24 protein-coding genes are annotated in these 26,346 nt (G+C 34.0%); 8 read left to right on the forward strand and 16 right to left on the reverse strand.

Annotated features, from left to right (window positions below; translation table 11 throughout):
* Positions 1–177: 177 nt before the first annotated feature.
* The gene (locus M1D66_RS17690; protein WP_025710121.1) at positions 178–723 is read left to right on the forward strand and encodes a hypothetical protein; all 546 of its coding nucleotides are present in this window, start codon (positions 178–180) and stop codon (positions 721–723) included.
* Between the two features lie 332 nt (positions 724–1,055).
* Here the strand turns inward: M1D66_RS17690 and M1D66_RS17695 are convergent, their stop codons facing one another.
* Together M1D66_RS17695 and M1D66_RS17700 are read right to left on the reverse strand one after the other, a co-directional pair.
* Positions 1,056–2,750 (reverse strand): SH3 domain-containing protein, encoded by a 1,695-nt coding sequence (locus M1D66_RS17695; protein ID WP_000721642.1) that lies wholly within the window; start codon positions 2,748–2,750, stop codon positions 1,056–1,058.
* A gap of 620 nt (positions 2,751–3,370) precedes the next feature.
* A complete protein-coding gene (locus tag M1D66_RS17700) occupies positions 3,371–5,011 on the reverse strand; it encodes a multicopper oxidase family protein (protein WP_000820025.1) in 1,641 nt (546 codons plus the stop codon).
* A gap of 366 nt (positions 5,012–5,377) precedes the next feature.
* On the opposite strand from M1D66_RS17700, the gene M1D66_RS17705 reads away from it, so the two are divergent.
* Positions 5,378–6,013, forward strand: a complete 636-nt coding sequence (locus tag M1D66_RS17705; protein ID WP_000687270.1) for a pentapeptide repeat-containing protein — start codon at positions 5,378–5,380, stop codon at positions 6,011–6,013.
* A gap of 94 nt (positions 6,014–6,107) precedes the next feature.
* Here the strand turns inward: M1D66_RS17705 and M1D66_RS17710 are convergent, their stop codons facing one another.
* Positions 6,108–7,391 (reverse strand): aminopeptidase P family protein, encoded by a 1,284-nt coding sequence (locus M1D66_RS17710; RefSeq protein WP_086385872.1) that lies wholly within the window; start codon positions 7,389–7,391, stop codon positions 6,108–6,110.
* 221 nt (positions 7,392–7,612) lie between these two features.
* Here M1D66_RS17710 and M1D66_RS17715 point away from each other — a divergent pair, with 221 nt between their 5' ends.
* The gene (locus M1D66_RS17715; protein ID WP_000683844.1) at positions 7,613–8,596 is read left to right on the forward strand and encodes a F510_1955 family glycosylhydrolase; all 984 of its coding nucleotides are present in this window, start codon (positions 7,613–7,615) and stop codon (positions 8,594–8,596) included.
* Between the two features lie 15 nt (positions 8,597–8,611).
* Positions 8,612–9,328: an urease accessory protein UreH domain-containing protein gene (locus M1D66_RS17720; RefSeq protein WP_222128282.1), complete on the forward strand. Its 717-nt coding sequence runs from the start codon at positions 8,612–8,614 to the stop codon at positions 9,326–9,328.
* A gap of 54 nt (positions 9,329–9,382) precedes the next feature.
* On the opposite strand, the gene M1D66_RS17725 is transcribed toward M1D66_RS17720, so the two are convergent.
* Positions 9,383–10,255 carry a LysR family transcriptional regulator gene (locus M1D66_RS17725; RefSeq protein ID WP_242554662.1) on the reverse strand — a complete coding sequence of 291 codons (873 nt, stop codon included), beginning with the start codon at positions 10,253–10,255 and terminating at the stop codon, positions 9,383–9,385.
* Positions 10,256–10,398: 143 nt separating this feature from the next.
* Here M1D66_RS17725 and M1D66_RS17730 point away from each other — a divergent pair, with 143 nt between their 5' ends.
* Positions 10,399–11,106 carry an alpha/beta fold hydrolase gene (locus M1D66_RS17730; protein ID WP_000109162.1) on the forward strand — a complete coding sequence of 236 codons (708 nt, stop codon included), beginning with the start codon at positions 10,399–10,401 and terminating at the stop codon, positions 11,104–11,106.
* Positions 11,107–11,178: 72 nt separating this feature from the next.
* On the opposite strand, the gene M1D66_RS17735 is transcribed toward M1D66_RS17730, so the two are convergent.
* Positions 11,179–12,093 carry a membrane protein gene (locus M1D66_RS17735; RefSeq protein ID WP_000994715.1) on the reverse strand — a complete coding sequence of 305 codons (915 nt, stop codon included), beginning with the start codon at positions 12,091–12,093 and terminating at the stop codon, positions 11,179–11,181.
* A gap of 246 nt (positions 12,094–12,339) precedes the next feature.
* On the opposite strand from M1D66_RS17735, the gene M1D66_RS17740 reads away from it, so the two are divergent.
* Positions 12,340–12,570: a DUF896 domain-containing protein gene (locus M1D66_RS17740; RefSeq protein ID WP_000789783.1), complete on the forward strand. Its 231-nt coding sequence runs from the start codon at positions 12,340–12,342 to the stop codon at positions 12,568–12,570.
* A gap of 47 nt (positions 12,571–12,617) precedes the next feature.
* On the opposite strand, the gene M1D66_RS17745 is transcribed toward M1D66_RS17740, so the two are convergent.
* The 7 genes from M1D66_RS17745 to M1D66_RS17775 all read right to left on the reverse strand — a co-directional run bounded on the left by M1D66_RS17745 (position 12,618) and on the right by M1D66_RS17775 (position 19,148).
* Positions 12,618–13,097, reverse strand: a complete 480-nt coding sequence (locus M1D66_RS17745; protein ID WP_153595309.1) for a CcdC family protein — start codon at positions 13,095–13,097, stop codon at positions 12,618–12,620.
* A gap of 207 nt (positions 13,098–13,304) precedes the next feature.
* Entirely contained in the window at positions 13,305–13,700 is a 396-nt protein-coding gene (locus M1D66_RS17750) for a cytidine deaminase (protein ID WP_000358533.1), read from the reverse strand.
* A gap of 33 nt (positions 13,701–13,733) precedes the next feature.
* Positions 13,734–15,035 carry a pyrimidine-nucleoside phosphorylase gene (locus tag M1D66_RS17755; protein ID WP_025710128.1) on the reverse strand — a complete coding sequence of 434 codons (1,302 nt, stop codon included), beginning with the start codon at positions 15,033–15,035 and terminating at the stop codon, positions 13,734–13,736.
* A gap of 36 nt (positions 15,036–15,071) precedes the next feature.
* Entirely contained in the window at positions 15,072–16,253 is a 1,182-nt protein-coding gene (locus M1D66_RS17760) for a NupC/NupG family nucleoside CNT transporter (protein WP_000876188.1), read from the reverse strand.
* 99 nt (positions 16,254–16,352) lie between these two features.
* A complete protein-coding gene (gene deoC / locus M1D66_RS17765) occupies positions 16,353–17,024 on the reverse strand; it encodes a deoxyribose-phosphate aldolase (protein WP_001017433.1) in 672 nt (223 codons plus the stop codon).
* A 306-nt stretch (positions 17,025–17,330) separates the two neighbouring features.
* The gene (locus tag M1D66_RS17770; protein WP_000409780.1) at positions 17,331–18,278 is read right to left on the reverse strand and encodes a sugar-binding transcriptional regulator; all 948 of its coding nucleotides are present in this window, start codon (positions 18,276–18,278) and stop codon (positions 17,331–17,333) included.
* A gap of 279 nt (positions 18,279–18,557) precedes the next feature.
* The gene (locus M1D66_RS17775; RefSeq protein ID WP_000169644.1) at positions 18,558–19,148 is read right to left on the reverse strand and encodes a TetR/AcrR family transcriptional regulator; all 591 of its coding nucleotides are present in this window, start codon (positions 19,146–19,148) and stop codon (positions 18,558–18,560) included.
* Between the two features lie 694 nt (positions 19,149–19,842).
* Between M1D66_RS17775 and M1D66_RS17780 the strand changes: the two genes are divergently transcribed.
* A complete protein-coding gene (locus M1D66_RS17780) occupies positions 19,843–20,508 on the forward strand; it encodes a CPBP family intramembrane glutamic endopeptidase (protein ID WP_242554663.1) in 666 nt (221 codons plus the stop codon).
* Positions 20,509–20,654: 146 nt separating this feature from the next.
* Complete coding sequence (locus M1D66_RS17785) at positions 20,655–20,966, forward strand: heavy metal-binding domain-containing protein (RefSeq protein WP_000637514.1); 312 nt, start codon at positions 20,655–20,657, stop codon at positions 20,964–20,966.
* A 285-nt stretch (positions 20,967–21,251) separates the two neighbouring features.
* Here the strand turns inward: M1D66_RS17785 and M1D66_RS17790 are convergent, their stop codons facing one another.
* The 4 genes from M1D66_RS17790 to M1D66_RS17805 all read right to left on the reverse strand — a co-directional run bounded on the left by M1D66_RS17790 (position 21,252) and on the right by M1D66_RS17805 (position 25,533).
* Positions 21,252–21,875, reverse strand: a complete 624-nt coding sequence (locus M1D66_RS17790) for a GNAT family N-acetyltransferase (RefSeq protein WP_001033856.1) — start codon at positions 21,873–21,875, stop codon at positions 21,252–21,254.
* A 63-nt stretch (positions 21,876–21,938) separates the two neighbouring features.
* A complete protein-coding gene (locus M1D66_RS17795; protein ID WP_000710981.1) occupies positions 21,939–22,523 on the reverse strand; it encodes a TetR/AcrR family transcriptional regulator in 585 nt (194 codons plus the stop codon).
* A 263-nt stretch (positions 22,524–22,786) separates the two neighbouring features.
* Positions 22,787–24,157, reverse strand: a complete 1,371-nt coding sequence (locus tag M1D66_RS17800) for an alpha/beta hydrolase family protein (RefSeq protein ID WP_242554664.1) — start codon at positions 24,155–24,157, stop codon at positions 22,787–22,789.
* A 146-nt stretch (positions 24,158–24,303) separates the two neighbouring features.
* Entirely contained in the window at positions 24,304–25,533 is a 1,230-nt protein-coding gene (locus M1D66_RS17805; protein WP_000141967.1) for an aminopeptidase, read from the reverse strand.
* Between the last annotated feature and the right edge of the window lie 813 nt (positions 25,534–26,346).

Genomic DNA, 26,346 nt, shown 5'->3' on the forward strand with positions numbered 1-26,346 from the left:
CACAATAGAAACTCATAATATAACAATTTCTTTCACATGCTTACAATTAAAAAAGACGCCCTAAAAAATCAAGCGTTCCTTTGCTTACATCTATGAAATTGTGCAGATAATATGCAGATATAAATTATCATAAGTACACATATGATAAAATGAACGATAGGACAAGGAGGTATCATAATGTTTGCTTATACGTTAACTACCTTAACACTTTGCTGTACCTCAATTCTTATTACATCCAATATTTCTAAACGTAAGGGTACCCTAATGGAGTATATGGTATTTATTATGTCTTTTAGTATGAGTATCGGTTTAAGTATTGGTTTTTATTTAGGCATTCTCTTTAAGGGGGAATTACTATATTCTACTTTACTTGCTATTTTAATTAGTGGTTTTATCGGTTTTTTAGTGGGTCTACGTTTTCACCTATATACTGCTTTAGAAGGAATGTTTTCTGGATTAATGGCAAGTATGATGGGAGCAATGATTACAGAAATGTTAAATGCTCAACAAGCTCATAGTATATTGTTCATTAGCCTTTTACTTACTATAACAATAACTATGTCATGTATGATTCAGTTTTTATCAGAAAGTTTTTCTGCTGTTATTCAGCGACGTTTTCCATTATTACTCTCAATTGGTGTAGTAATTATCCTGACTATATTTGTAACGTTCCCAGAGCATATCCCGCCCACCTCTTCCACAGAAGAACAACATAAACATTAACAACTATAATCGATCCCCTCTACTATTTCATCATAGTAGAGGGGATCGATTTCATTATTTTTATTTCTTAACAGACAAAGATAAAAACACTTTGAATTGTTAGTTCAAAACTTCTAAATCTATGAAATTCTCTTTACTTGAGAAAATATACTATTCCAGGTTGAAATAATAAAGCGAAACTTTAATCAGTAGGGGTTTTGTTCATCCCCACTGATTATCAGCCCTCACCAATCGGGCTTTTACGGGCAGTTGATCACCAACCTAACTTCTTCGCTTTCGCTGAATTTTGAGACGTGGGGCTTACTGCCCGTTAATGCGGGATAAATTTTCAATTAACCAATATATATTTTTGGATCCATAGCATTGCTCTTCTTTGCATTCCATTCACCTTTATGGATTTCAAAATGTAAGTGCTGTCCTTCAGATTGTCCTGTATTCCCCATTATGCCAATTTGTTGTCCTTGCTTCACTTTTTGACCAGCAGAAACAGGACGACTCTTTAAATGAGCATATACAGTCGTATATGTTTGTCCGTTAATATTGTGAGAAATAAACACAACATTACCATAGCTTGTAGAATAATAAGAGCGAGTGATTACCCCCTCTGCGGCAGCAACAACCGGCACTGTTCCTGAAGCAGCAATATCTAATCCATGATGCATTTTCCCACCACGTTTCTCAAATCTAGAAGTATATCTTCCTGCAGCTGGTTGAATAAAGTCATTTGTTTTATTTACCTCTTGGGATTGCCGCCGCTTCTCTGCATCAGTCTCACTTGTTTTTGATAAAAATTCACTTGATACATAACCGTTTTTACCGTTGTAATTAATTTTCAACCAGCCATTTTGTTCAAATAGAACCTGTACTTTTATTCCTTTTGATAATGCACCAATTACACCATGATTTGTACCAGCGCCGTTTCTTACATTTAACACGTTTACGTTAACATAGTAGTCACCAACTGTTGCCCCAGTAGATAGATTACTAGTTTCAGGTTTTGATGGTGTACCTCCTTTAACGAATTTTACATATTCACTACTTACATAACCAGTTCTTCCATTATGATTAATTTTCAACCAGCCATTTTCAACGCCAGTTACTTGCAATATTCGTCCGTTTAATACACCACCAATTACACTATGGTAAGTAGCAGGGCCCGTGCGAACACGTAAAGAAGTAGCGTTTACAATGTATGTGCCGTCAGTTTGAACCGTAACATTCTTTTGTTGTTCATTTGTTTGGTCTACATTTGCATTAGAACCACTCTTTGAAATATAATCTTTACTAATATAAGCAGTTTGTCCACTATAGTTAATTTTGACCCAATCTTGAATTTCACCAGTTACTTGAACAACTTGTCCTTTATGTATAGAGCCTAAAATTGCATGGGAAGTACTTGGACCTGTACGTACGCGGAGAGAAGATACGTTAACTTTGTAATTGCCACTCGCTACTTGAACTTTTCCATTGTTATTGTCGCTTCCATTTGAACTACCGTCTATTACAAATTGACTGCTTACATAACCTACTTCTCCATTATGATTAATTTTCAACCAACCGTTTTCTTCTCCAATAACTTGTAAAGCTTTCCCTTCATATACGCGCCCCATTATCGCACTAGACGTATTTGGCTGTGTGCGAACACGTAATACATTAGCAGTTACAGTTTTACTACGACTCATGCTTACATTTGTCTTCGCTGATACATTATTTCCCGAAACAAATTCACTACTTACATAGCCAGTTTTTCCTTTATGATTAATTTTCAGCCAACTGTTTTCTTCTCCAATAACTTGTAAAACTTCTCCTTCATACACGCGTCCCATTATTGCACTAGACATATTTGGTTGTGTGCGGACACGTAGAGCATTTGTATTTACTGTTACTTGATTTTCATATTTTACTACATCAGTCGTTTGCTCATGCTTCGTGTCTTTTGGTATAACAGTATTTTTCGCTTGAGCAGTACTAATAAATACACTTCCTGTAACAGAAGCTACTGCTACACTAGCTAAAATCTTTTTCATAAGTACAAAACACCTTCCTATAAACACATTCAAGTATCATTATATTTTTCCCACTTAAACCATTCAGCAAAATTATTCTTTTACTTCCCATATTAAATTTCTAACCATTCACAATACTCTATATCTAGTAATAAAAGAAATTTAAATTCATAACACTCTGAAAATCCTCTCATTCTTTCAACCGAACACTACACAATGTAGTTTTAATTACCAAAAAAATACCTAAAAAATAATCACCTATAATTAATACTACAAAAATAAAAAAATCATAATTGAATCCTTCTTCATTTAACTCATAATTTTGCTTGCATATCTGACTTCTCCTTTCACACTACGAATTGTAGTATAAAATAAAAGAAAGGTCAAATATAAGTATTCAATCTTGTGGAACTACAATATAATACAATAAATTTATCCACTTCTAATCAAAAACCACCATGTTTTTTAATTCTTAAATAACAAAAAACATTCTCACCTTGTAAACTCTTTCTACAGGATAACCTTCTCGTATTATCTAAACTTTTATAAAAATAATATTCCCAATTCACAACATGACATATAAAAGCAGCAACCTATTAAGATAACTGCTTTCATCATTAATAAACTACATGATTTTCACATTATTCTGGTTTATTAGGAATATTAGGGTTTGGAACATAACTAGATTCATAATCTGTATAGTTCACTTCCGTTACCATCCCTGCTGAAGCATGATGTAGGTCGTGACAGTGGAACATCCACTCGCCAGGATTGTCTGCTACAAAGGCTACTTCATATTCTTCTCCTGGCCTCAAATTCAATGTGTCTTTAACAATCGGAGAACCTTCTATCGGTTTTCCATCTTTACTCAACACCTGGAAGAAATGACCATGTAAATGCATTGGGTGATCATCCATTTTAGAACGATTTACCAACTTCACTTTTACTAAATCACCCTTTTTTACTTGAATTGGGTCAATATCCGGAAATACCTTTCCGTTAATTGTATATACCATTTCATTTCCATTCATTTGCGTATTTAAGTCCATATTATATGTGGCAGTATACTCTTGATTTAACGGGAAACTTCCTAATTTTTTAGTACCATATTTCATGATATCTACTTTCGGTAATTTTTCTTTTTCGTCTGCTTTATCTTTCATCTCTTTGCTGCCATCATATTCAATAACAGCTTTCATTCCTTTTGCACCTTTATTTTTCGAATGGTCTTCAACATACCATTTCCCAGTTTTATTAGCAGTAAATTCAATATCATAACGTTCACCCGGTGCGATTGAAATTACTTTATCCTTTATAACTTTTGGATCATTTATTGGTTGACCATCTGTCGCAATTACTTTTATATCATGACCGTGAACATGTATATCATGTGATAGATAACCAGCATTAATGAGTCGAAGACGAACTTTTTCTCCCTTATTCACTTTCAATGGCACTACTAAATCACCGCTTTTTCCATTGATTGTGAATAAATCATACATACTCATATCATGACCTTCCATCTTCATATTTCCATGGTCCATTCCTGCCATATTGCCAGAGTCTTTTTGATCACTGCCCATGTCCATACCAGAATGAGCCATGCCGTTCTTATCATTATTCTTTTCCTCATTTTCATTACCTTTAGATTTATTACCTATTTGCCCTTTTGTCATTTCTTTTAACTGCTTATTCATTTCTTTTTTATCTGTAACCCATTCATCCAACATTAATGTGTAATCTTTATCATATTTTTCCTTTGTATCTTCTACAATAAGTGCTCCATACAAACCTCTATCTAATTGATTTACAGAATCTTGATGCGAGTGATACCAGTACGTTCCTGGTACGTTCGCTTCAAATTCGTAAGTGAAACTTTTTCCTGGTTCAACTGCATCTTGTGTCACGCCTGGAATTCCATCCATGTTATTTGGGACAGGATATCCATGCCAATGAATAGATACTGGTGCAGATAATTCATTTTTTAATGTCACTTTCACCTTTTCACCTTTTTTCACCCGAATTTCTGGACCAGGTGATGAGCCATTAAATGTCCAGACTGGAACAATAACACCGTTACCTAACTTTTGCTTTTCTTCTTTCGCTACTAAAGTAACTTCTGGTCCTTTTTCAATCTTCAATGGTTTTGTAGCTGTTTCAGCCTGTATTGTTTTTTTATCTTTCATATTTTTATGATCATTTGTTGTATTTGTGGCCAAAGAACATGCAGCAATTAAAAATATTACAGAGACCGTAACAGCTGTTAATACAAATCGCTTCATGGAAAATCCCTCCTTTTTCTTTTTCAAAATCATTATAGAACTTGATTTTCAAGAAAATAAGGAGATGTAATTAGATAATACGTAAGCTAATTGGAAGATTACTAAAAGCGGAGACATTACAAGAGGCGAATATTTTAAAAATATAAAATACTTTCCTTGTAGCGACTATATTAGCCGTTCTCATATTTATTTTGACGTTATTTCTTAAGAAACAATAACACTGCTATTATTAAATAAGAAAAATGTAGCTAAAATGCTCTTCACAAAAGAACTTAGATTTTTGTATAATAAGAACTAATGTTCCTCACAAGGAAACAATGGACTCAAATTACACAAATATATCAAATAGAAGAGGATTGATATACGATGAAAATTGATAGACCAAAAATTTCACCAGAGTTATCTTCAAAGAATTTTCAAGATATTTTTTATGAAGAAGATCCAACATTGGAAGTGTGTGAAATTATAGACTCCACTTTCGAAAATGAATCTGTAGATAGAGTGCGATTATATGATGCGGTGATAAAAAACTGTAAGTTTACTAATACAGACTTTAGCAATATTGATATTACAGATGTTTGTTTTGAAAACTGTGATTTATCAAATGTTAATTTAAGCAATTCTTCTGTTCACAGAGTCGAATTTAAAAACAGTAAATTAATCGGAGTAAATTTCACAGAATCTAGCTTAGGAAATGTTAAATTTGAGAATTCAATTTTGAATTTAGCGGCATTTGGAAATTCCAAACTAGAAAAAATCATCTTCAATGAAACTTCATTAAATAATGCAGATTTTTTTGACTGTAAACTTAAAAAAGTTGAATTCCAATTATGTAGTCTTGATGAAGCTAATTTTGATCAGACATCACTGAAGGGGATAGATATTAGTTCTTCTACCTTTGATACACTTACAGTTTCAGTGAACGATTTAAGAGGATGTAAAGTATCAACATATCAAGCTGTTCAGTTTGCTACTTTATTAGGATTAATAATTAAAGATTAGTATTTCGAAGAAAAGAACCCTATCCCGAATCATGGATTTTTTAATTGTCCACGATTCGAGATAAAGTTCAAATAAATTAGTGATGACTCTTTTATTATTTAACTACAGCTTGGTTTCCTTTTACATGTTCATTATTTACACTCATAAATTCTTCAATTTCTTCAACTTCCCTAATGATATCTTTTGACAAGTTTTCATACCCGTCTTTCGTTACAAGAATGTCATCTTCAATACGAATTCCAATTGATTCTCCTTCAATATAAAGACCAGGTTCAATTGTTATAACCATACCTTCTTCTAACACTCTATCTTTATATGTTCCTACATCATGTGTATCTAAACCAAGGAAATGGCTGACACCATGATAATAGTATTTTGATAACTCTTCATCTTCTTGAATTAAACCGATTGCTTTACACTCTTCTACTAGTACCTTTTTTGTATGCTCATTTAATGCAGCGAACTTTAATCCTGGCTTAATAAGTGCTGTTGTTTCTTTTAATGCTTTTAATACAATATTATAAATTTGTTTTTGACGACTAGAGAATATTCCATTTGCCGGGAATGTATAACTAATATCAGCGTTATAGTAGTCTTTTTGAGCACCTAAATCTAGTAATACTAAGTCACCATTTTGAATTTGTGCATCATTATCTTCATAATGAAGAACTGTAGCATTTTTCCCACTCGCCAAAATTGTATTGAACGCATGGTACTTAATGCCAGATGACTTCAGCGTAAAATCAAATTGTGCTTCTAATTCATACTCCATCATGCCTGCTTTTGCATGCTTAAGTACGTTGTAAATACCGTCTTTCGTTATAGCAATCGCTTCTTTAATAATTTCAATTTCTTCCTCTGTTTTAAATACTCGTAATTCACAAATGTTCGGATATACATTACCAATTGTTACGTGTGGGTATTTTTCTCTTACATGTTTAGCAAATGCTAATGTTTTTGTCTCCGTACCATTCCAATCACGACGTTCTATATCTAAATATAGATGCTTCGCATTTTCTGTAAAAAGTATATTTGACATTGTCTTTTCAAAGCTATCTAAATATACAACTTTCTTTATACCTGAAATTTTCTCTGCTTCTTCGTTAGAAACTGTTTTACCGACCCATTTTTCCATTACTGGATCTGACTTTTCAATGAAAAGTGTTTCTTCAACACTACTTCCAACCTTTTTCAGCATAAAAATAACATTTGGTTCATCGATTCCCGTTAAGTAGTAAAAATTACGATTCGGTACAAATTTATAATGTGCATCAGCTGACATATGCGGTGCTTGTCCCGCAAATAATATCGTAATAGATCCCTCTGGTAATGTGTTTGCTAATCGTTCTCTATTTTGAGCAAAAAATGTTGATTTCATAATAATCCCCCTAGTGTTCTATGTATGCTTGTGAAACTAATCATCAATACAATTCATTCTATTATTGTTATAATTTTTCGTCAATTAATAGTACTCATAGCCAAAGGAGAATTTTCATTACTAAGGTCCCTTCCACGCTAAATTATGCATACCACTCCACAATTTCTTGACATTTATTCCATATACTTAAAATCACGTATATAGGAAAGGGGCCTACAAATTTGAAACATTATGTAGCAACAGGGTTAGCAATTACTTCTTTATTAATAATTTCAGGATGTTCTAGCAACGTCGAAACAGCACCAGTGAAAAAAGAAACGGCGCAATCTCAACCAAAAAATACAAAAACAGCAAATACGAATCCGCAAGACTTCTATAAAGAAATTACATCTGGAAAAATCGAGCACATTCATGGAATTGGCTATGCAGGAAATATGCCAGGTGTTTCTATTGCCACTCATAGCGGGATAAAAGTTTATCAAGATGGCAAATGGTTTGAAACTAAGACTGAGCTACATGATTATATGGGATTTCAGGCAACGAAGAACGGATTCTTTGCCAGCGGTCACCCTGAACCAGGTGCAAATTTAAAAAATCCTTTAGGATTATTGAAAAGTTCTGATGGTGGTAATACTCTTGAAAAGCTAGCATTTTACGGAGAATCTGATTTTCATAACCTTGCTGTCGGATATAATACAGAAGCAATTTATTTATACAATGAGCGTCCAAATTCTAAATTACAACAAGGTTTTTATTTCAGTACGAACAACGGACAAGATTGGGAAAATAGTAAGTTAAAAGGTCTTTCAAGTACGATTCATTCCTTTTCCGTACATCCGAATCAATCTAGTGTAGTCGCAGTAAGTGCCAAAGACGGTGTTTACTTATCCACAGATTACGGAAATACGTTTGAAATATTCGCTAAATCACTTGAATCGACCGCAATTACATTAAGTAATGAAGATGTTATTTACGCGCCTATCAATAAGCAAATCGTAACGAAGAAATCAATTGCTACAAATGAGGAGACAAACATACAAATTCCACCTTTAGATCCTAAAGATACAATTATGTATATATCACAAAACCCTCAAAATTCAGCTGAAATTGTATTTGCTACAATGAAAGCAAATGTGTTCCTTTCTACAGATGAGGGTAAAACATGGAAGCAGCTTACTAAAGAAGGAACATTCCAAATTAATTAGAAGGGTGAATATAACGTGTTTTCAATAATTAGTGAATGGAGCTATCAACTCATGTCTCCTTTAATAGATGTCGCGAATGCTACGAAATCAGTACCTCTTTTATTTGCGTTTTTATTAGGCATTGTAGGTACACTTGCTCCTTGTCAATTAACAGGAAACATTAGTGCTATTACACTTTATAGCAACCAATCTTTACAAAAAGGACATGTATGGAAACATATACTTTTATTCATTTTAGGAAAAATAATGGCTTTTACGACGCTTGGGCTATTAGTATGGTTTTTAGGAAAAGAGATTCAGCAAATATTAACTTTGTATTTCCCATGGTTACGCAAAATGATGGGACCCCTATTAATTTTAATGGGGTTAATGGTGGCAGGTATTATAAAAGCAAGAAACTTCTTCTCAATCAAATTTATAAGAAAACAAAATGAAACTGGCTCATTTTTACTTGGATTCTTCTTTTCCTTAGCTTTTTGTCCGACTATGTTCGTTCTATTTTTCGGAACGTTAATCCCTTTATCTTTCTCATATAATTATGGTTACTTGTTTCCAACATTCTTTTCGCTAGGAACTGCTCTCCCTATCGTTGGAATTATGTTCATCATCTCTTATCTTGGATTAAATGGAACATTACTTAAAAAAAGTAGGAATATTGGCAAACGCGTTCAACAGGTAGCCGGTGTTCTTCTTATATTAATCGGACTTTATGATACCGCTCTTTATTGGTAATACATACAAAAGATAAGCTTCAGTGAAATGAGCTTACCTTTTGTAATATTATATTCATTTTTTCTTTTGCTGTAGTTGAGCTAATAAGTTCTTAACAAACGCGAGAAACAGCGGGTCATTCTCTTTTTTAGGTGACCATTGCATAATAAGTTGTCGTGGAATTGTAATTTCTATCGGCTGTACAATGACGTCATGAATAATTTGCTTATGTAGTCCTGATAACGGGACGATTGTTATACCATTAACTTGTATAGTAAGTGCTAATGCTGAACTAATTGTTTCTGACTCCATCACTTTATTAACTGTTATTTCATTTTTCATCAAATACGGTTCGAGCACTTCTTTGCAACCAGAAAGCGGCATAATAAAAGGATAATTTTTTATATCATTAATAGTAAGGTTAGGCGGAACTTTTTTTGAAGAAACCATAACATACGGATCTTCACCAATGACATCATAATGAAATCCTTGTATTAAATTTTCTTTTATAGAAATAGAAAAATCTGCACTACCTGATGATAGCCAATCTAACACTTCTTGATAGCTTCCTTCTCGAACTGCAAGTACATATTGACTATGATCAATATTCCCTAGTTGAATACACTCCGCCAAACAATATACAGTAACGGAAGGATACGTAGCTAGTACAATTTTATACAAGCTTTTATTTTTCAACTGTAAAGCTGTTTCCTCAAGTTTTTCATACTCCATTAGAAGTCGATTCACACCAACCAAAAATTCTTTTCCATGTTCAGTTAGAATCGTTCCTTGTCTAGAGCGATCAAATAACGTTATAGCATATCGTTTCTCTAATTTATTAATAATATGTGTTATTGCTGGCTGTGTCATATGTAATTCCTTCGCTGCCAGACTAATGCTATTTAAACGAGCCACATATGTAAAGACTTTAAAATCAAAAACATTCATTCTGTTCTCCTTATATAAAATATATTTATATCATCTATAAATAACCTTCATTATATTTATAAAACCACTTCATTTATACTGAGTATACATCATCAATATTGCAAATAGATGAAACTTATATACCCTAGAGGAGTGTTGATTAAATGAGTACTTACATTTTAGTACACGGAGCATGGCAAGGCGAATGGGCATGGGAATTAGTTAAACCTGAATTAGAGGCTTTAGGTCACACAGTTGTTACACTAGATTTACCTGGAAGCGGAAAAGATATGACTCCTTCTCAAAATATTACGTTAGATTCCTATGTTAGTGCCGTAACGGAAGTTATAAATCAACAAAATGAACAGGTTATTCTAGTTGGACATAGTATGGGTGGAATCATTATCACTCAAACTGCTGAACTTATACCAAATAAAATCGATAAATTAGTATATCTTTGTGCCTTCTTACCACAAAACGGAGAAAGTCTTGGTAGTAAATTAGACGGAGAAGACGGCCCGCAATTCACTATAAATGAGAATGACTTAACTGCTGAACTTATACCTAATCTAATTGAACAAACATTTTTAAATGCTATAGAAGACGAAGCGATTATAGAAACTTCTTTTAAACAAATGCGTCCTCAGCCACTAGGACCATTCCAACAAGAGCTGAAAATATCTGAAGAAAACTTTGGAGCCATAGATCGCATTTATATTGAAACGACTCTAGATAGAGCGATTCCAATTGATTTTCAGCGCCGAATGAATACAGAAACACCTTGCAAGAAAATTATTACTTTAGAAGCTGATCATTCTCCATTTTTCTCTAAAGTATCAGAGCTTGTTCTTAACTTAAATGAATTAAGCTAAATTTTTCATAAAATAAATAGACACCTGTGAGTGTCTATTTATTTTACTAATTAAAAGTTATCTATACTCTATCTACATTGCCATGCCCTTTTGCTTCATCTCCCACTTTTTATACAGTAGTACTGCACCAAATAAAAATACTCCCGCAACAAATGAAGCTACTGGTAACATTTTTATCATTTCATCTGGAAATACGAGCGGCAATAATGGAAATGCATACGCTGCCGGAATACGTACACCAACAATTTTTAATAAAATAAGCATTAATATCATATTTAATAAAGTGACTACAATCCATGAATCAATTGCAAAGTACAATACCGTTCCAACAGTTGCAGATGCAGTTAATACGACTATTTGTTTAAAAGCCATTTTTTCATTGTACATCGGCTTTTGAAGTGATTCATACACGACAACTAATATTGGTGGAATAACTGCTAATTGTTCATAACCAGTTATCCAACATAAACTGATCCACACAAAGTTTAGTATTAGAAATACAATCATATACTTATACTGTATATTCACTTTTCGCTCCAGACCACTGTTCAATTTAAATATAAGTACACCAACCATTAATATAAATGTTAAAGCGCAGACCGCGATAACAAATGACCATTCCGTCGCATTTGTTACTAATGGTAATAAACCTGTCGCAATTGATGGTGCTAAGTTGGATTGAATTACACGCAAAAACAGCATCATGAATACAAGCGTTAAGCTTACTTTCCCTAAATAGGCTATATCCATTTGATTCACCATAAAACCGATTACAGCTGTTATTGACGGTGCAATAAAAATTTTTTCTGGTTGTCTTAACCATCCTGGCTCACGATACGCCCATAAAGCAATTGCCATCGCCGCTATTTCCGGCAAAATGACTTCTGGATCATTTAATAACACACCAGCTATTACCATAGCTAAAATAAATAAAATAGCAATCGTATATGAGATGATTGTTTCTTTCTTTGAAATTACTGCATTCATTATTGCATACTCCTTTTTGCTTATTGCTTTCATAATGTAAAACAACAAGTTAATATACCCTACCACAGTATTGTATATTAACATCTTTTCTATTTCAAGTATTAGTAGTCATTTACATTCTCTCTCACCCCATACACTTACAAAACAAGGCATTTTATAGACATTGACACTTATTAAAAGATAGGTTAAAATAACTATACATTAGTAAGTAGCTAATGTAATTAAATCTAACTAGAGGTGAAACAAATGAAAAATATTTTATTCCGTATTAACGAATTGTCAAAAAAAGAAAAAGCAACTGGATTAACAGTTGATGAAAAACAAGAACAACAAATGTTGCGTCAAAACTATACACAAACATTTCGTGGAAGCTTAGATTCCATTTTATTAAACACAAAAATTGTTGATCAAAATGGTCTTAACGTTACACCAGCCGCATTACAAGATGCTCAAATACGTTTAAAATTAAGCAAATGAGTTCCGCGCTAAAGAATTTTAATAAAACATAAACAGAGCTGGATTTCCTATATAGAAATTCCAGCTCTGTTTATTGTCTTTTCTAATTTAGTAAACGAGCGATACATCGCAATTCTCCACGACACAATCATCGCAAATGCAAGTAAGAAAAACATTCCGCTTAACTCTGCCAAATCAATTGATTGGCTTAAATATGACTTTAATGCCACGCGTACAGCTAATAAGCCTACTAAAATAAATATGAATGCTTTTGACGGTTTCATAAATATATGTTCGCCTTTCATTTCGAACTTAGTTGTTTTAATAAGAAAAATAGAAAAGATAAGCCCTATACTAATTGCCTCAACTATTTCTAACGATGTTAATCGAAACTCTGGTAAAAAGTACATCATTGCGCCTGTACTCATAAAAATTGGCGGCAATATAATTTTCTTTTTCGTTACCGGCTTTTTCGCTGCTTTAAAACGTAGAAACATTACCCCAACAGCCATACAAACTGCTACGACACTTGATAAAAGTGCTATCATACTTTTCACTCCTATCTATTTAAATGACTTTTTTAACAAAATCATAAACCAATAAGTAACTACATCCCGCATTATAGAATTTCTTCATTATATTCCTCCTGCTGTAAACTTTCCATATTCGCTGCAATCATTTTATGCAAAGTTTATGAACGGAATATGAACAAAAAAGCCATTCTGCAATTAATTATTGCAGAATGGCTTTTTAACTTATTTTAAATCGTCAATTGTGAAAGCACCTGGAAGTAATTGCTCAACAGTCACTTCTTTTTCATCACCTTTTACATTCGTTAATAATACAGGCATTTTCGGATCACAGAATTCAGCAATTACTTGTCTACACGCACCACATGGTGAAATAGGTCCATCAGTTTCTCCTGTAATAACTAAATAACTAAAATCGCGCTCACCTTCTGATACTGCCTTAAATATTGCTGTTCTTTCTGCACAGTTACATAAACCGTAAGAAGCATTTTCTATATTACAACCAGTATAGATTTTCCCTTCTTTCGTAACTAACGCTGCGCCAACAGGAAATTTAGAATACGGAATATACGCTTTCGATAACATCTTGTTTGCTTCTTCAATATATTTTTTCTTATCCATATTATTTCCCCCTCAAAGTAAATGAAATGATGATTAGTCAGTAATAACTGTATGAACTAATTTAGGAGCCACTGCTGTTTCAGCGATAGAGATGTTTTCATAAATTTTTGCTTTTACATCTTCTACATTTTCACGATTTGCGTAGATTGTTACGAATGGCTCGCCTTCTTTTACTGCATCGCCAACTTTTTTACGTAACATTAAACCTACCGCTAAATCGATTTCATCTTCCTTCGTTGCACGACCTGCACCAAGTAACATAGCTGCAATACCAATCTCATCTGCAACAATGTTAGAAATAACACCTGAAGTTTTTGCAGGTACATCAATTACATACTTAGCTTGTGGCATTTTTTCTGGATTGTCTACAATTGAGCTATCTCCGCCTTGATTACTTAAGAACTCTTTAAATTTCTCAATTGCTTTTCCGTTTTTCATCACTTCAATTAGCATTTCACGAGCTTCTTCTAACGTATTTGCTTTTTTCGCAAGTACAACCATTTGACTTCCTAATACAAGTACTAATTCTGTTAAATCTTCTGGACCTTCACCTTTTAACGTATCAATCGCTTCTTTCACTTCTAGAGCATTACCAATCGCAAATCCAAGAGGTTGTGACATATCTGAAATAACAGCCATAGTTTGACGTCCTACATTATTTCCGATACGTACCATTGCATGTGCTAATTCTTTTGCATCTTCTTCTGTTTTCATAAATGCGCCAGCACCTGTTTTTACATCAAGTACGATTGCGTCAGCACCAGCTGCAATTTTTTTACTCATAATTGAACTTGCGATTAAAGGAATTGAGTTAACCGTTCCGGTTACATCGCGTAATGCATAGATTTTTTTATCTGCAGGTGTTAAGTTTCCTGTTTGTCCAATAACAGCTACTTTGTCACGGTTTACAATATCAATGAACTGCTCTTTCGTAATTTCAACGTGGAATCCTTCTACCGCTTCTAATTTATCAATTGTTCCGCCCGTATGTCCTAAACCACGACCAGACATTTTTGCTACTGGTACATCTAAAGCAGCTACTAATGGTCCTAATACTAATGTTGTTGTATCACCAACACCGCCAGTTGAATGTTTGTCTACTTTAATTCCTTCAATTGCTGATAAGTCGATCGTTTCTCCAGACTCAACCATCGCCATCGTTAAATCTGCACGTTCGCGATCTGTCATATCTTTAAAGAAGATTGCCATTGCAAGCGCACTCACTTGATAATCAGGAATACTTCCGTCTGTATATCCATTAATAAAGAATTTGATTTCTTCAGTCGTTAATTCTTTGCCGTCACGTTTTTTTGCAATAATATCTACCATTCTCATTACAATCACCATTCCTTTTTATATTATATGAATCTATTAAAATAGTAAGCCAACGATTGTTGCTGATAAGAAACTTACTAATGTTGCACCGAATAGTAATTTCAAACCAAATCTTGCGACTACATTCCCTTGCTTTTCATTTAAACTCTTAACTGCTCCTGCAATAATCCCAATTGAAGAGAAGTTTGCAAATGAAACTAAGAATACAGAGATAATCGCTGTCGTTCTATCTGAGAAATTAAAGTTTCCTTGTGCTAAATCTGTCATAGCGACAAATTCATTTGATACTAATTTTGTTGCCATAATATTTCCGGCATTAACTGCTTCATGCCAAGGTACACCCATAATAAATGCAAATGGTGCAAATGCATAACCAAGAATTTCTTGGAATGAAATACCGATTACACCTTTAAATACTGCATTAATGAATGCGATAAGAGCAACGAAACCGACTAACATAGCTGCTACTGTAATCGCAACTTTAAATCCATCAATAATGTATTCCCCTAATACTTCAAAGAAAGTCTTTTTCTCTTCTTCTTGTACTTCTAACATATCTTCTTCCTCAGTAACTTCATACGGGTTAATGATAGAAGCAATGATGAAGCCACCGAATAAGTTAAGCACTAAAGCGGTTACAACATATTGTGGTTTTAATAACACCATATATGATCCAACGATAGACATAGAAACTGTAGACATTGCTGATGCACATAATGTATACATTCTTTTCTCTGGCAATAACCCTAGTTGTTTCTTAACTGAAATAAATACTTCCGATTGTCCTAAAATCGCTGATGCCACAGCGTTATATGATTCTAGTTTCCCCATTCCATTTACTTTACTTAATGCTAGACCGATAGATTTCACAATAATAGGTAATACTTTAATATGTTGCAAAATACCTATTAAGGCTGATATAAATACGATTGGCATTAATACACTTAAAAAGAACGAAAACTCTTTTTGATTTACTAATCCACCAAATACGAAATTCACACCGTCAGCGGCATATTTTAATAACTCTCCAAAACCATCTGCTATTCCGCTTATTAATATATTCCCTACACTTGTATTTAATAATAGAAACCCCAAAATGAATTGTAATATAACCATCGTTATGATTGGGCGATATTTGACTTTCTTCCTATCATTACTAGCAAGCCAAGCGATACCTAAAATCAATACGAGGCCAAAAACACCGATTAAGTATTTCATAAGCCGTTTCCTCCCATTCGTATCCGCTTACATTTTTTTTAATTATTAAAGCAATAGATATACTTTAAATGTATATCTATTGCTTTAATCTTTTATCGATTAGTAGTTATCTGTAGCACCTTTTGCATCATTTAATACGATTGCAACACTAGCACTTGCTCCAACGCGAGAAGCTCCAGCAGCTACCATTTTGTCTGCATCTTCACGTGTACGAACACCGCCAGATGCTTTTACACCAACGTTTGGTCCTACTGTTTTACGCATTAATGCGATATCTTCAGCAGTTGCTCCGCCAGTTGAGAATCCGGTTGAAGTTTTTACGAAATCAGCACCAGCTTTTACTGATAATTCACAAGCACGTACTTTCTCTTCATCTGTTAATAGACAAGTTTCAATGATTACTTTTACAAGAGCTTTTCCTTTTGCTGCTTGTACTACTTCATAAATGTCTTTTTCAACAAGTTCGTTGTCACCATCTTTTAAAGCGCCTACGTTGATTACCATATCAACTTCAGTTGCACCTTTTGCAATAGCATCTTTTGTTTCAAATGCTTTTGTTTCAGTCGTGCTTGCTCCTAATGGGAAACCGATTACAGTACAAACATCTACATCATGTCCAGCTAGTTCATCAGCCGCTAATTTTACCCATGTTGGGTTAATACAAACAGAAGCGAATTTATATTCCTTTGCTTCTTCGATTACTTTCATAACATCTTCTTTTGTAGAATTAGCTTTTAAAATTGTATGGTCAATTAACTTTGCAATGTTCATTATCTTCACTCCTCATATCTTTTAACAACTTCATTCTAACTCTTAGTTGAACAAATGTAAATATACTTTTGAAATTTTGTTCATTCTTTTTTAAAAGTAATTTTCTTGTAGCAAATAAAGCGCATTCTAACAAAGAACACTTCAGATATATAATCAAAATTTTTATGTTAACAATGGTAGTATGTATCTCCATATCCATAATTATTTTTAAAAAGGCAATTTGTGTTCAAAAAAGACTCCTATCATTCATACATAACAAAATAAAAGGCATTCTCAAAATTAACATCTTGAGAACGCCCTTTATTTCTAATCTTTTTGATAATGTAACAATTCTTTTGCTGTATGCTGATCGATAATTAATACATTTGCATACCCGCCACGTAACGCACCATCAATTGCTTTTATTTTTCTATTACCACCTGCAACTAAAATAGAGCGTTTCTTTAATTTCAGTTCCTCTAACTCAATTCCAATGGTACGCTTATTGATTTCTTCACTACTAATATTTCCGTCTCCATCAAAGAAACGTGAACAAATGTCACCGACCGATTGTTTTTTGAGTAAATTTGTTTCATCCTTATCGAAATAACCTAATCGGAATAATAGCGCTTCGTCTCGCACTGTTCCTACAGTGAAAATTGCAATATTCGCTTGTTTTCCCATTTCGATAATGTGATGAATATGTCGATCCTGCTCCACTAATTCTTTTGTCACTGCATTATCAAATATAACCGGAAGAGGTAGATTTCTTGGCGTCGTTTGAAAAGCATCTGCAAATAAAGCTATCGTCTCATTCGCATATGTATTTACACTTGAATGACTAATACCACCTTTTAGCTGGACAACCTCTACCCCTTTTACATGTTGCGGTACGATTTTTCTAGCGATTTCATACATAGTCATGCCCCAGCTTACACCAACAATATCACCGTTTTTAACCGTCTTTTCCATATACTCAGCAGCATATTTACTTATATACTCTGTAATCGTTGCATATTCCGGCACTGGAGAAAATACCACATGTGCCTCTAACAAGTTGTACTTTTCTTTCAGTAAATTCCCGACGTTATCTAAATCAGCAAATGGATCAGCGATGCTAATTTGAACAAACCCTTTTTCTTTCGCGTACTTTAACAATCTAGAAATCGTCGGTCTTGAAATATTTAATTTATTAGCAATTTCTTGCTGACTATAATCTGATTGATAATATAATCTTGCAACTTCAACGCTTAATTGTTGTTTATCTTTTTCCATAGTAACTCATTACAAATCCCTTCCTGTATTTCCCTTTCGTTACAAGCATTATACAGCTTTATGCAAAAAAATTCGACTACTGAATTTTATTTAACTGAACTTCTATTACGCTTATTATATATAATGAAATCGTTCAATAAGAAACATGAAACATCATCTAAAGACTACCTTTGCTAAAAACTATTCAAATACCCCTTATAAACAGAAGATACTGTTTATAAGGGGTATGTATTCAATTTAACTTTATAAAAATTGGATGGAAACAATGCAAGTTCTCACTTATTTAGAATAAGTGAAAAGATGATGTTTTATTTGTTCAATAAAATAATGATGGTGTATATTATCGTTAGATACTCGACTTGCCATAATAGCTCCCTCCATTGAAGATGCAAGAAAAGAAGCGAGCGATATAATGTCTATATCTTCTTTAAGTTCTTGTTTCTCTATTCCTTCCTTTATGAGAGAAGCCATTAACATTACTGTATCATCATAACCTTTTGCTGCTGCTTTTTGTAATTCTGGAAATACTCCAGTACTTTCGATTGCGCTATTAAGTAATGGACAGCCTCCAGCAATAGGAGGATTATTAGCTGCATCTTGATATACAAGGAATATTGCAAGGATTTTATCGATTGCATTCTTTTTATTTTCCATTGCTTTATGAAAATGACTCCACATAATCTCACCACTTTTGTCGTAGGCAGCAAGGACAATTTCTTCTTTACTTTTAAATCTACGATAAATAGATCCTTTAGGTAACTCAGTAGCTGTCATTATATCCTGAATGGATGTGCGAGTTATCCCATTAGTATTAAATAAATATAAAGATGTTTCAATAATTTTTTCTTTTACCTTATCAACTTTAGTCATGCTTTGTAATCCTCCTAATGAAAACGATCCTAATATTCTAGGTAATGTTTACCCTCTATTTTCTTAATTTTTTTGTAAGTATAAATAAGTTCGGAACAGAAATATCTTATCAATCCCTATCTTATGGAAACCTCAAACAATACAGTTTGAAAAGAAGTTTATCAAATTATATTATCTATATAACTTAAGTGAATTTTCTGTCAAAATAACATGACCGATTGTTTAATTCAGTCATATTATACAACTAATTTTACCTAAAATCGTAGAGGTGTAAAAATATATAGTTAATTTTAACGTATAGACATATGATTATTATATATAATTTTTATTAATATGTTTAGCTAAAGTGTTTGAACTACTCCCACTTTCACTTCGTATATTACGGGTATCTCCCGCAGTCCTTGCGGTTAAAAGCCTTATCACTTCATTCTATAAAAAGCTAATTGCCAAAAATGAATGAGTACTGAAATTTGCTTGTAAATAAGCAACTGAGATATAAATATATTTGTTGTTTACCATTTTTATTTTATTAATAATTTATAAAAGGGGTTTAAAAAACTAGAAACTTATAGTATCATTAGTTTCCGAACCGAACGGTCCGGTTCTGTATTTATATAAATATATTTTAGAAGGAGAACCTAATGCAGAAAGAAAAATCAAAGATTCTAAGTAATTTAATTATGGAGGTAATAAAGTGAACTTTATAAAAACGAATACAAAAGAACTTATTATGCTAATAATTTATACACTGTTTGTACCATTTCAAATCGGCTTGTTCATATTATTTGGCATATCACTTTTAACTAACAGCAATATAGTTGAATCAGAATTTGCTCTTAGTGCCATCTGTTTAACTATACCTGCTATTGTGGGAATAATTTTCTTTAGGAAAGAAATTATTGAGAGTTTTGCTTATTTTAAAGAGAAGACAATTTTGAAAATAGTAAGTGTTCCTCTGGTGGTTTTATTTACGGTAATTGTAGAACAGACTGTTATGCGTTTTCTGGCACTTGATCAGCCGGAGAATCAAGAACAGCTCCTTGAAACGGGCGCGGAGATACCTCTTATATTTACATTACTTGTATTTGGTATTCTCGGTCCAATACTTGAAGAAATTATATTTCGTCATATAATATTAAATCGTTTTTCACATTATATTGGTACTGCTATTGCATCTATCATTTCGATTCTAATTTTTACATTCCTTCATACGAACCAGCTTTCGGATTATGCTCTTTATTTACCTGGCGCGGTGATACTTACTGCAGCTTATCTTATTTCTAACAGATCCCTTGCATATGTTATGGCGATACATGTGTTAAATAATTCTATTGCTTTTATTCAATTGCATATGTCATAGGAAAACATATGTAATTACAGGTTTTGATACAAAAATACTCTATGTTTTTATCGAGTATTTTTGGCAACAAAACCACTTTTTCTACGGCATAATAAAGCCTTAAGAAAGCTAATCAAAAATTATAATATATTAGGAGAGTGTCAGTCATGATTGTAACAACGACTTCTGGAATTCAAGGTAAAGAGATTATTGAGTATATTGATATTGTAAATGGTGAAGCTATTATGGGTGCAAACATTGTACGCGATGTATTCGCCTCAGTTCGTGATGTTGTCGGTGGCCGTGCTGGTGCTTATGAAAGTAAGCTAAAAGAAGCCCGTGATATTGCGATGGACGAAATGAAAGAACTTGCAAAACAAAAAGGTGCGAACGCTATCGTTGGCATTGACGTAGATTACGAAGTTGTTCGTGATGGAATGTTAATGGTTGCTGTAAGTGGTACAGCTGTACGTATATAAGTAAATAAAAAACAGGCTCCCCCCTTGGAATTTATATTTTGAGGGGAGATCCTGGTTCTGTTGCAGATTTTAAAGAATAAAAAGAGATGTTGATAAAGCATTATACGTCGAAAAAACACAGTTTGAGTGTAAACTGTGTTTTTTTATATAGAAGCCTCATCCCATCACTATCAAGCTAAAATTTTGTGTTAACTTGTAAAAAATGTACATTTTTTACTTTGGGGTAATTTTGAATCCTTAAGCTTATGGGCATGTGCTGGTACCCTCTAATACTGTACAAATTTTTTATAAATGGTTGTAAGGTTCTACGTTTTTGACCATTCTGTATAACGATAACTTTGGTTTATTGATTTCACCTGTAATCTGGTAGCCTATCCTCTGATACAATTTAATGGCAAGTTGGTTCTCTTTCTTTACCGTCAGAGAGCATTTGGCAAAGCCTTGCAGCGAAGCTTGTTCCTCAGCAAACTCAATTAATCTGGTACCTATCCCTAGTCCTCGACTTTCGGGCAGTAAGGCAATTGTTCCGATGTGAAACTCGTCATCTTCTCCCTCCTTCAAGGTAAACATGGAATAAAGCATTTTGATATTCAGAATGTTATAAACAACAAAACCCAGCTTTCGGAACGAAAGCAGCTGTTTAAAAGTGGGCCAGGCAAGACGATTTAAAACGGGTATGGGATAGCAAGTAATCATCCCTAAAGTTTTCCCGTCCATTTGAGCTTCATAGGCGTATTGATGACTAAAACGGTTGTTCTCCTGCCGCCATAGCTTACAAAATGTCCAATCGACTGTGTTCTTCTCCTCAGATCCTGCAAGTGGAAACGCCATGTATTCCAATGCCATTACATTTAGCTGGGCGCCGACCATGGATTGATGAACAGCCTTTACAATAGAGATTTTATTCATTATCCTATTGCTCCTTTTCACTTTCTATATTATTAATATTAATTATCATGGATTTGAATCAGTTCACTTCCCTCTCAATTCATCCTTAGCTTTGAAACCATAATAAAATGTATTTAAAACAAGCTCTGCAGCAGATTTTTTAGCCACATTTCCTTCATGTACCTGTTCCCAGGTATGGAAAAGCAGAGCATAAAGCGTATTCAAAATCCATTCACTGCTAACTGTTTGCTGAAAGTAACCTCTTTGTTGTAGCAATTCAATAACGCGTCTTAAGGGTTCCCTCAGCTTCTCTTCTGCTTCACCTAATTCTTTGTTGTTAAATACAGATGCATCATGACCTAGAAAATAGATTTTGTCACCTAAAGGGATTAACGCTTCAATGAGTTCCGGGATATAGTTTTCGCTTCTTTCCTCATCCAGTGGAATCTGGTTTACAGTATCACTTACCAGTTGTATAGCCCGATGGCCCAAGAACAGCATCAATTTCTCCCTGCTTTCGACGTAGCGATGGAGTGTAGCAATTCCAATTCCCGCATATTCCGCAATTTCATTCATCGAAGCAGTAGGATTTTCAACAAGCAATATAGTAGCTGAATCAAGAATTGCATTAAATCTCGCTTCCTTCAACGCTGACAAGTCTTTCTTCATCGTCAATCTCTCCCTTTTTCTGTATAAAGTCGTCATTTTTGATAGATAAATATATCATTTGATATTATAATAAACAATCTCAAATAAAGTGTCCAGCTGCTGAATGTAGCTTTTCAAAAAGAATTATATTCCTGAAACTGATAGTACTTTGAATGTTTCATTTTTAGCATTTCATTATTTAGATAACGATGAAGAAATTAAATTCTTTAATGTAATAAATACAAGAGCCAAAGGAAATGGTACGAGTTACTTTCTGCATAAAGTTATCGGTTTATTTTAAAATTCACTTCCGGGTATTTGGTTATCAGCCTTTTAAGGGTTGAGCCGTCATCCTTCTGTTTTACATACTGGTCAAAAAATGCCAGGCTGAATTCGTTAATAATACGATGAACTTCCTTTGGATTTTCACCTGGGCTCTGCAACAGAGGTGAGAACAAATGTAAATCGGTAAAGCTTGTATGATCCGTATGAGGAATGACTATTGACATACCACCGCCAGCTAACCCGCGTCCGTATCGCTCCCTCACTTCAAAGGGATCTGCTTCATCAGGCTCTTCTGCATTCATGAGCAGAAATGGTTTTCCAATGCCACTTTCAGGCAAGATTTCACCATACAATGTACCATCCATATTGATAGCTGCTTTGACACGAGAATCTTTTGCAAGTATTTGTGCTGCGGTAGCTCCACCGTAAGAGTGGCCAAACATTCCAATTCGCGAGGTATCCAGTCTTCCTGTAAAGAAACCGGTCTCATCGTTTTCATTAAGTTTCTCTATCTGATTAAGGACAAAGCTGACATCTTCCTCCCATAATTTTATGTGACTATCTCCTTCATCAGTTAAATTGATGGGCTGTACGTAAGCAGTTCGACCACCTGGAAAGACGGTAGCTGCAGCATCAAAGGTATGATCGATACTTAGAACAATATATCCTTGACTAGCCAACTCCTCAACTTGAAACGTGTTTTGATTATGAAAACCATTAAAACCATGAGAGAAGAGTAATATGGGATAGTGATTCTCTGAGTCTGAGAGTTGTAAATCCATAAACGAATGAGACTTTACCAATTCCATGTGGCTGAATGCAAATGCAGGAATAGACAATGTTTTTTCCAATCCCTTGGAGAGCTCATTTATGTTACGAATATAAGGTTCTGGATCCCCCTTGCTTTTTTCAGCTGCAGGATACCAAATTTGCAGCATCAGTTCGCGCCGATCGTTTGGATTTTTTGAATATGGTTCATTTCTCTGATGATCAACCCAATGATATAGCTTCGTACCGACCCTATGTGGACCAGTTGGTTCTTCAAATGAAAATACTGGCATAAGTAAGGGTAGCGCAACTGCTACAGACAAATAGATACATAGTAACGAAGTCTTAACTATGAATATACCCGAACTTCTAAAGCCCTTTTTCCGCCCAGCTAATAAATAGCATAAAATTAAGATAACTGGGGATACATATGCCGGAATCATCTGCCACCTAAAACCTTCTGCCAATAACTGAACTGTAACCATTACAACGGCAATCAAAGTAGCTAATTTAGACCACTTTTTCGTTTCTCTGCCTATTAACAGTATCCAACTCAATAGACTAAAATTCACTACTATCAAAACAACTTCCCAGAAATTCATTGGCCTATCTCCTTTGCATGCATTTTACTTCTAATTAAAGAGGTAGTTTTCAGCCTAAGCAAAAGCAGATGAAACACCTATATAGTTGCACCAATTATGCTTAGTAACCGTTTCATCCACTCTACTCCTTTATTCAAATTAAAAACTTAAAATGCCCAGCTACCTTTACGAAAAATTGGTTCTACAGTTCCATCTGGTAGAATACCGTCAATGTCCATCTCACTGCTGCCAATCATAAAGTCCTCATGTGTTACTGAAATATTTGCCCCTAACGTTTCAAGCTGATCGTTTTCTAAATCTCTTCCACCCTCTAAGCAAGTTGGATAAGCTTTACCAATCGCTAAATGGTTCGATGCATTTTCATCAAACAATGTATTAAAATATAAAATTCCCGATGCTGAAATTGGTGATTCATGTGGTACAAGTGCTACTTCACCTAAATAGCAAGAGCCTTCATCCACATTAATAAGCTCTTGTAATAAATCATGTCCTACCTGTGCTTCAGCTTTAACAATTTTTCCTTCTTCAAATGTCAGTTTAAAGCCATCGATAATATTCCCTTGATAAACTAATGGTTTTGTATTGCTTACATAGCCATTTACACCTTGTTTCATCGGTAACGTATAAACCTCTTCTGTCGGCATATTAGCCATAAAGATAGTATCATCAGGAGTTTTACCACCTCCAGTAACCCATTTATGCTGTGGTGCTAATGCAATTGTTAAATCAGTACCTGGCGCTGTATAGTGAAGCTTCATATATTTTTTATCGTTCAGTAGGACCGCACGAGATTCTAAATTTGTTACATGTTCACGCCATTTTTCAATAGCACTGCCGTCACCAATACGAACAGCTTTAAAAATAGCCTCCCATAATGCTGGTACTTGATCCTCAGTTGCTAAACCTGGGAACACCTTCGATGCCCACTTTGGTGAAGGAACTGCTACCATCGACCAAGCTATTGAATCCTTCATTACGGCGTTGCGATTGTTTCTCAGAGCAGCTCCTGCTACCTTTTGATAGGTAGCTAGACGATCAGATGAAATACCTGTAAATTTATCAGGATCTGTAGCATCTATCATTAATAGTGCTCCTTTACGTTCGATCAGCTCATCATTCATTTTGACTATCCACTCTGGGAAGCGATTAAATTCTTCATCTGAGGCATAATCAAAGTAAGCACGTTCCATTTCTTCATCCGAAAAATTAACATGAACAAGCCCTGCCCCAGCCTTATAAGCCTCTTTCACAACTATACGGGCGAAATCCAATGCATCCACTGATGTATTGACTAATAAGTATTGCCCTGGTTGAATATTGACACCGATTTTCACCGTAAGTTCTGCATATGCTTGTAATTTTTCTTCAAAAGTCATATTATTTACCTCGCTTTTATTAAATTGGTTTTGAATTCCCCTCACTAACTTACTTTCTGAACAGGTTTTCTCAGAATTTCCATTTCCCATTTTTTATTAGAACATGATAACAACTAATGGATTTTTTCTACTACTCATATATTTAATTTCTAAACTTTGATTCAATTAATATTGATTTGTTTTTCAAAAAATCTAATCGAAGGGTATCAAACACTACATAAAGTTATAGAGTTCTTTATTGTGAAAGCTCACTCAGTTCTTCCCAATCTTTTCAATGCTGCTGTACCTAAAGACTTACCATCAATGGGGCGTTTAACATTCTCAATCACTCCTTTATCTTTACAAAAACATTTTTGATAGATAAACATATCATTTGACATAAGATTAAATCATTTTAAATGAATTATCAAGCCATAAAATTTAATTTTTAAAAAATTCGGTAAAAAACCATATAAAAATAGATTCTATCAAAGGGAGCGATAACGGAAAAATTTTTACGCACACATGGATACGAAATTACTGCTCAAAAATACCCTCTTACATTTATCTGCAAGGGGGTTTTCTTTTTATTCATTTTGCAAATAAACAAACGTGTTTCCACTTTACCTATTTTTTCATGTTTACATTATCCTATCTAGATGAAGCTATCTCCTAGAGGTAACGCCACATGCCCATCAAGTTAAGAGTTAAATTGCCCCCATAGAAAGGAAAACTGAATCGGATTGTATGAATAATTATGAAGAGATAGAATTTTCGTTTTGGAGATATTTCAAAAGTTTAGCTTGATGGGTATGTGAATCTCCTCTCTATAAC

The organism is Bacillus sp. PK6-16 (assembly GCF_056530295.1).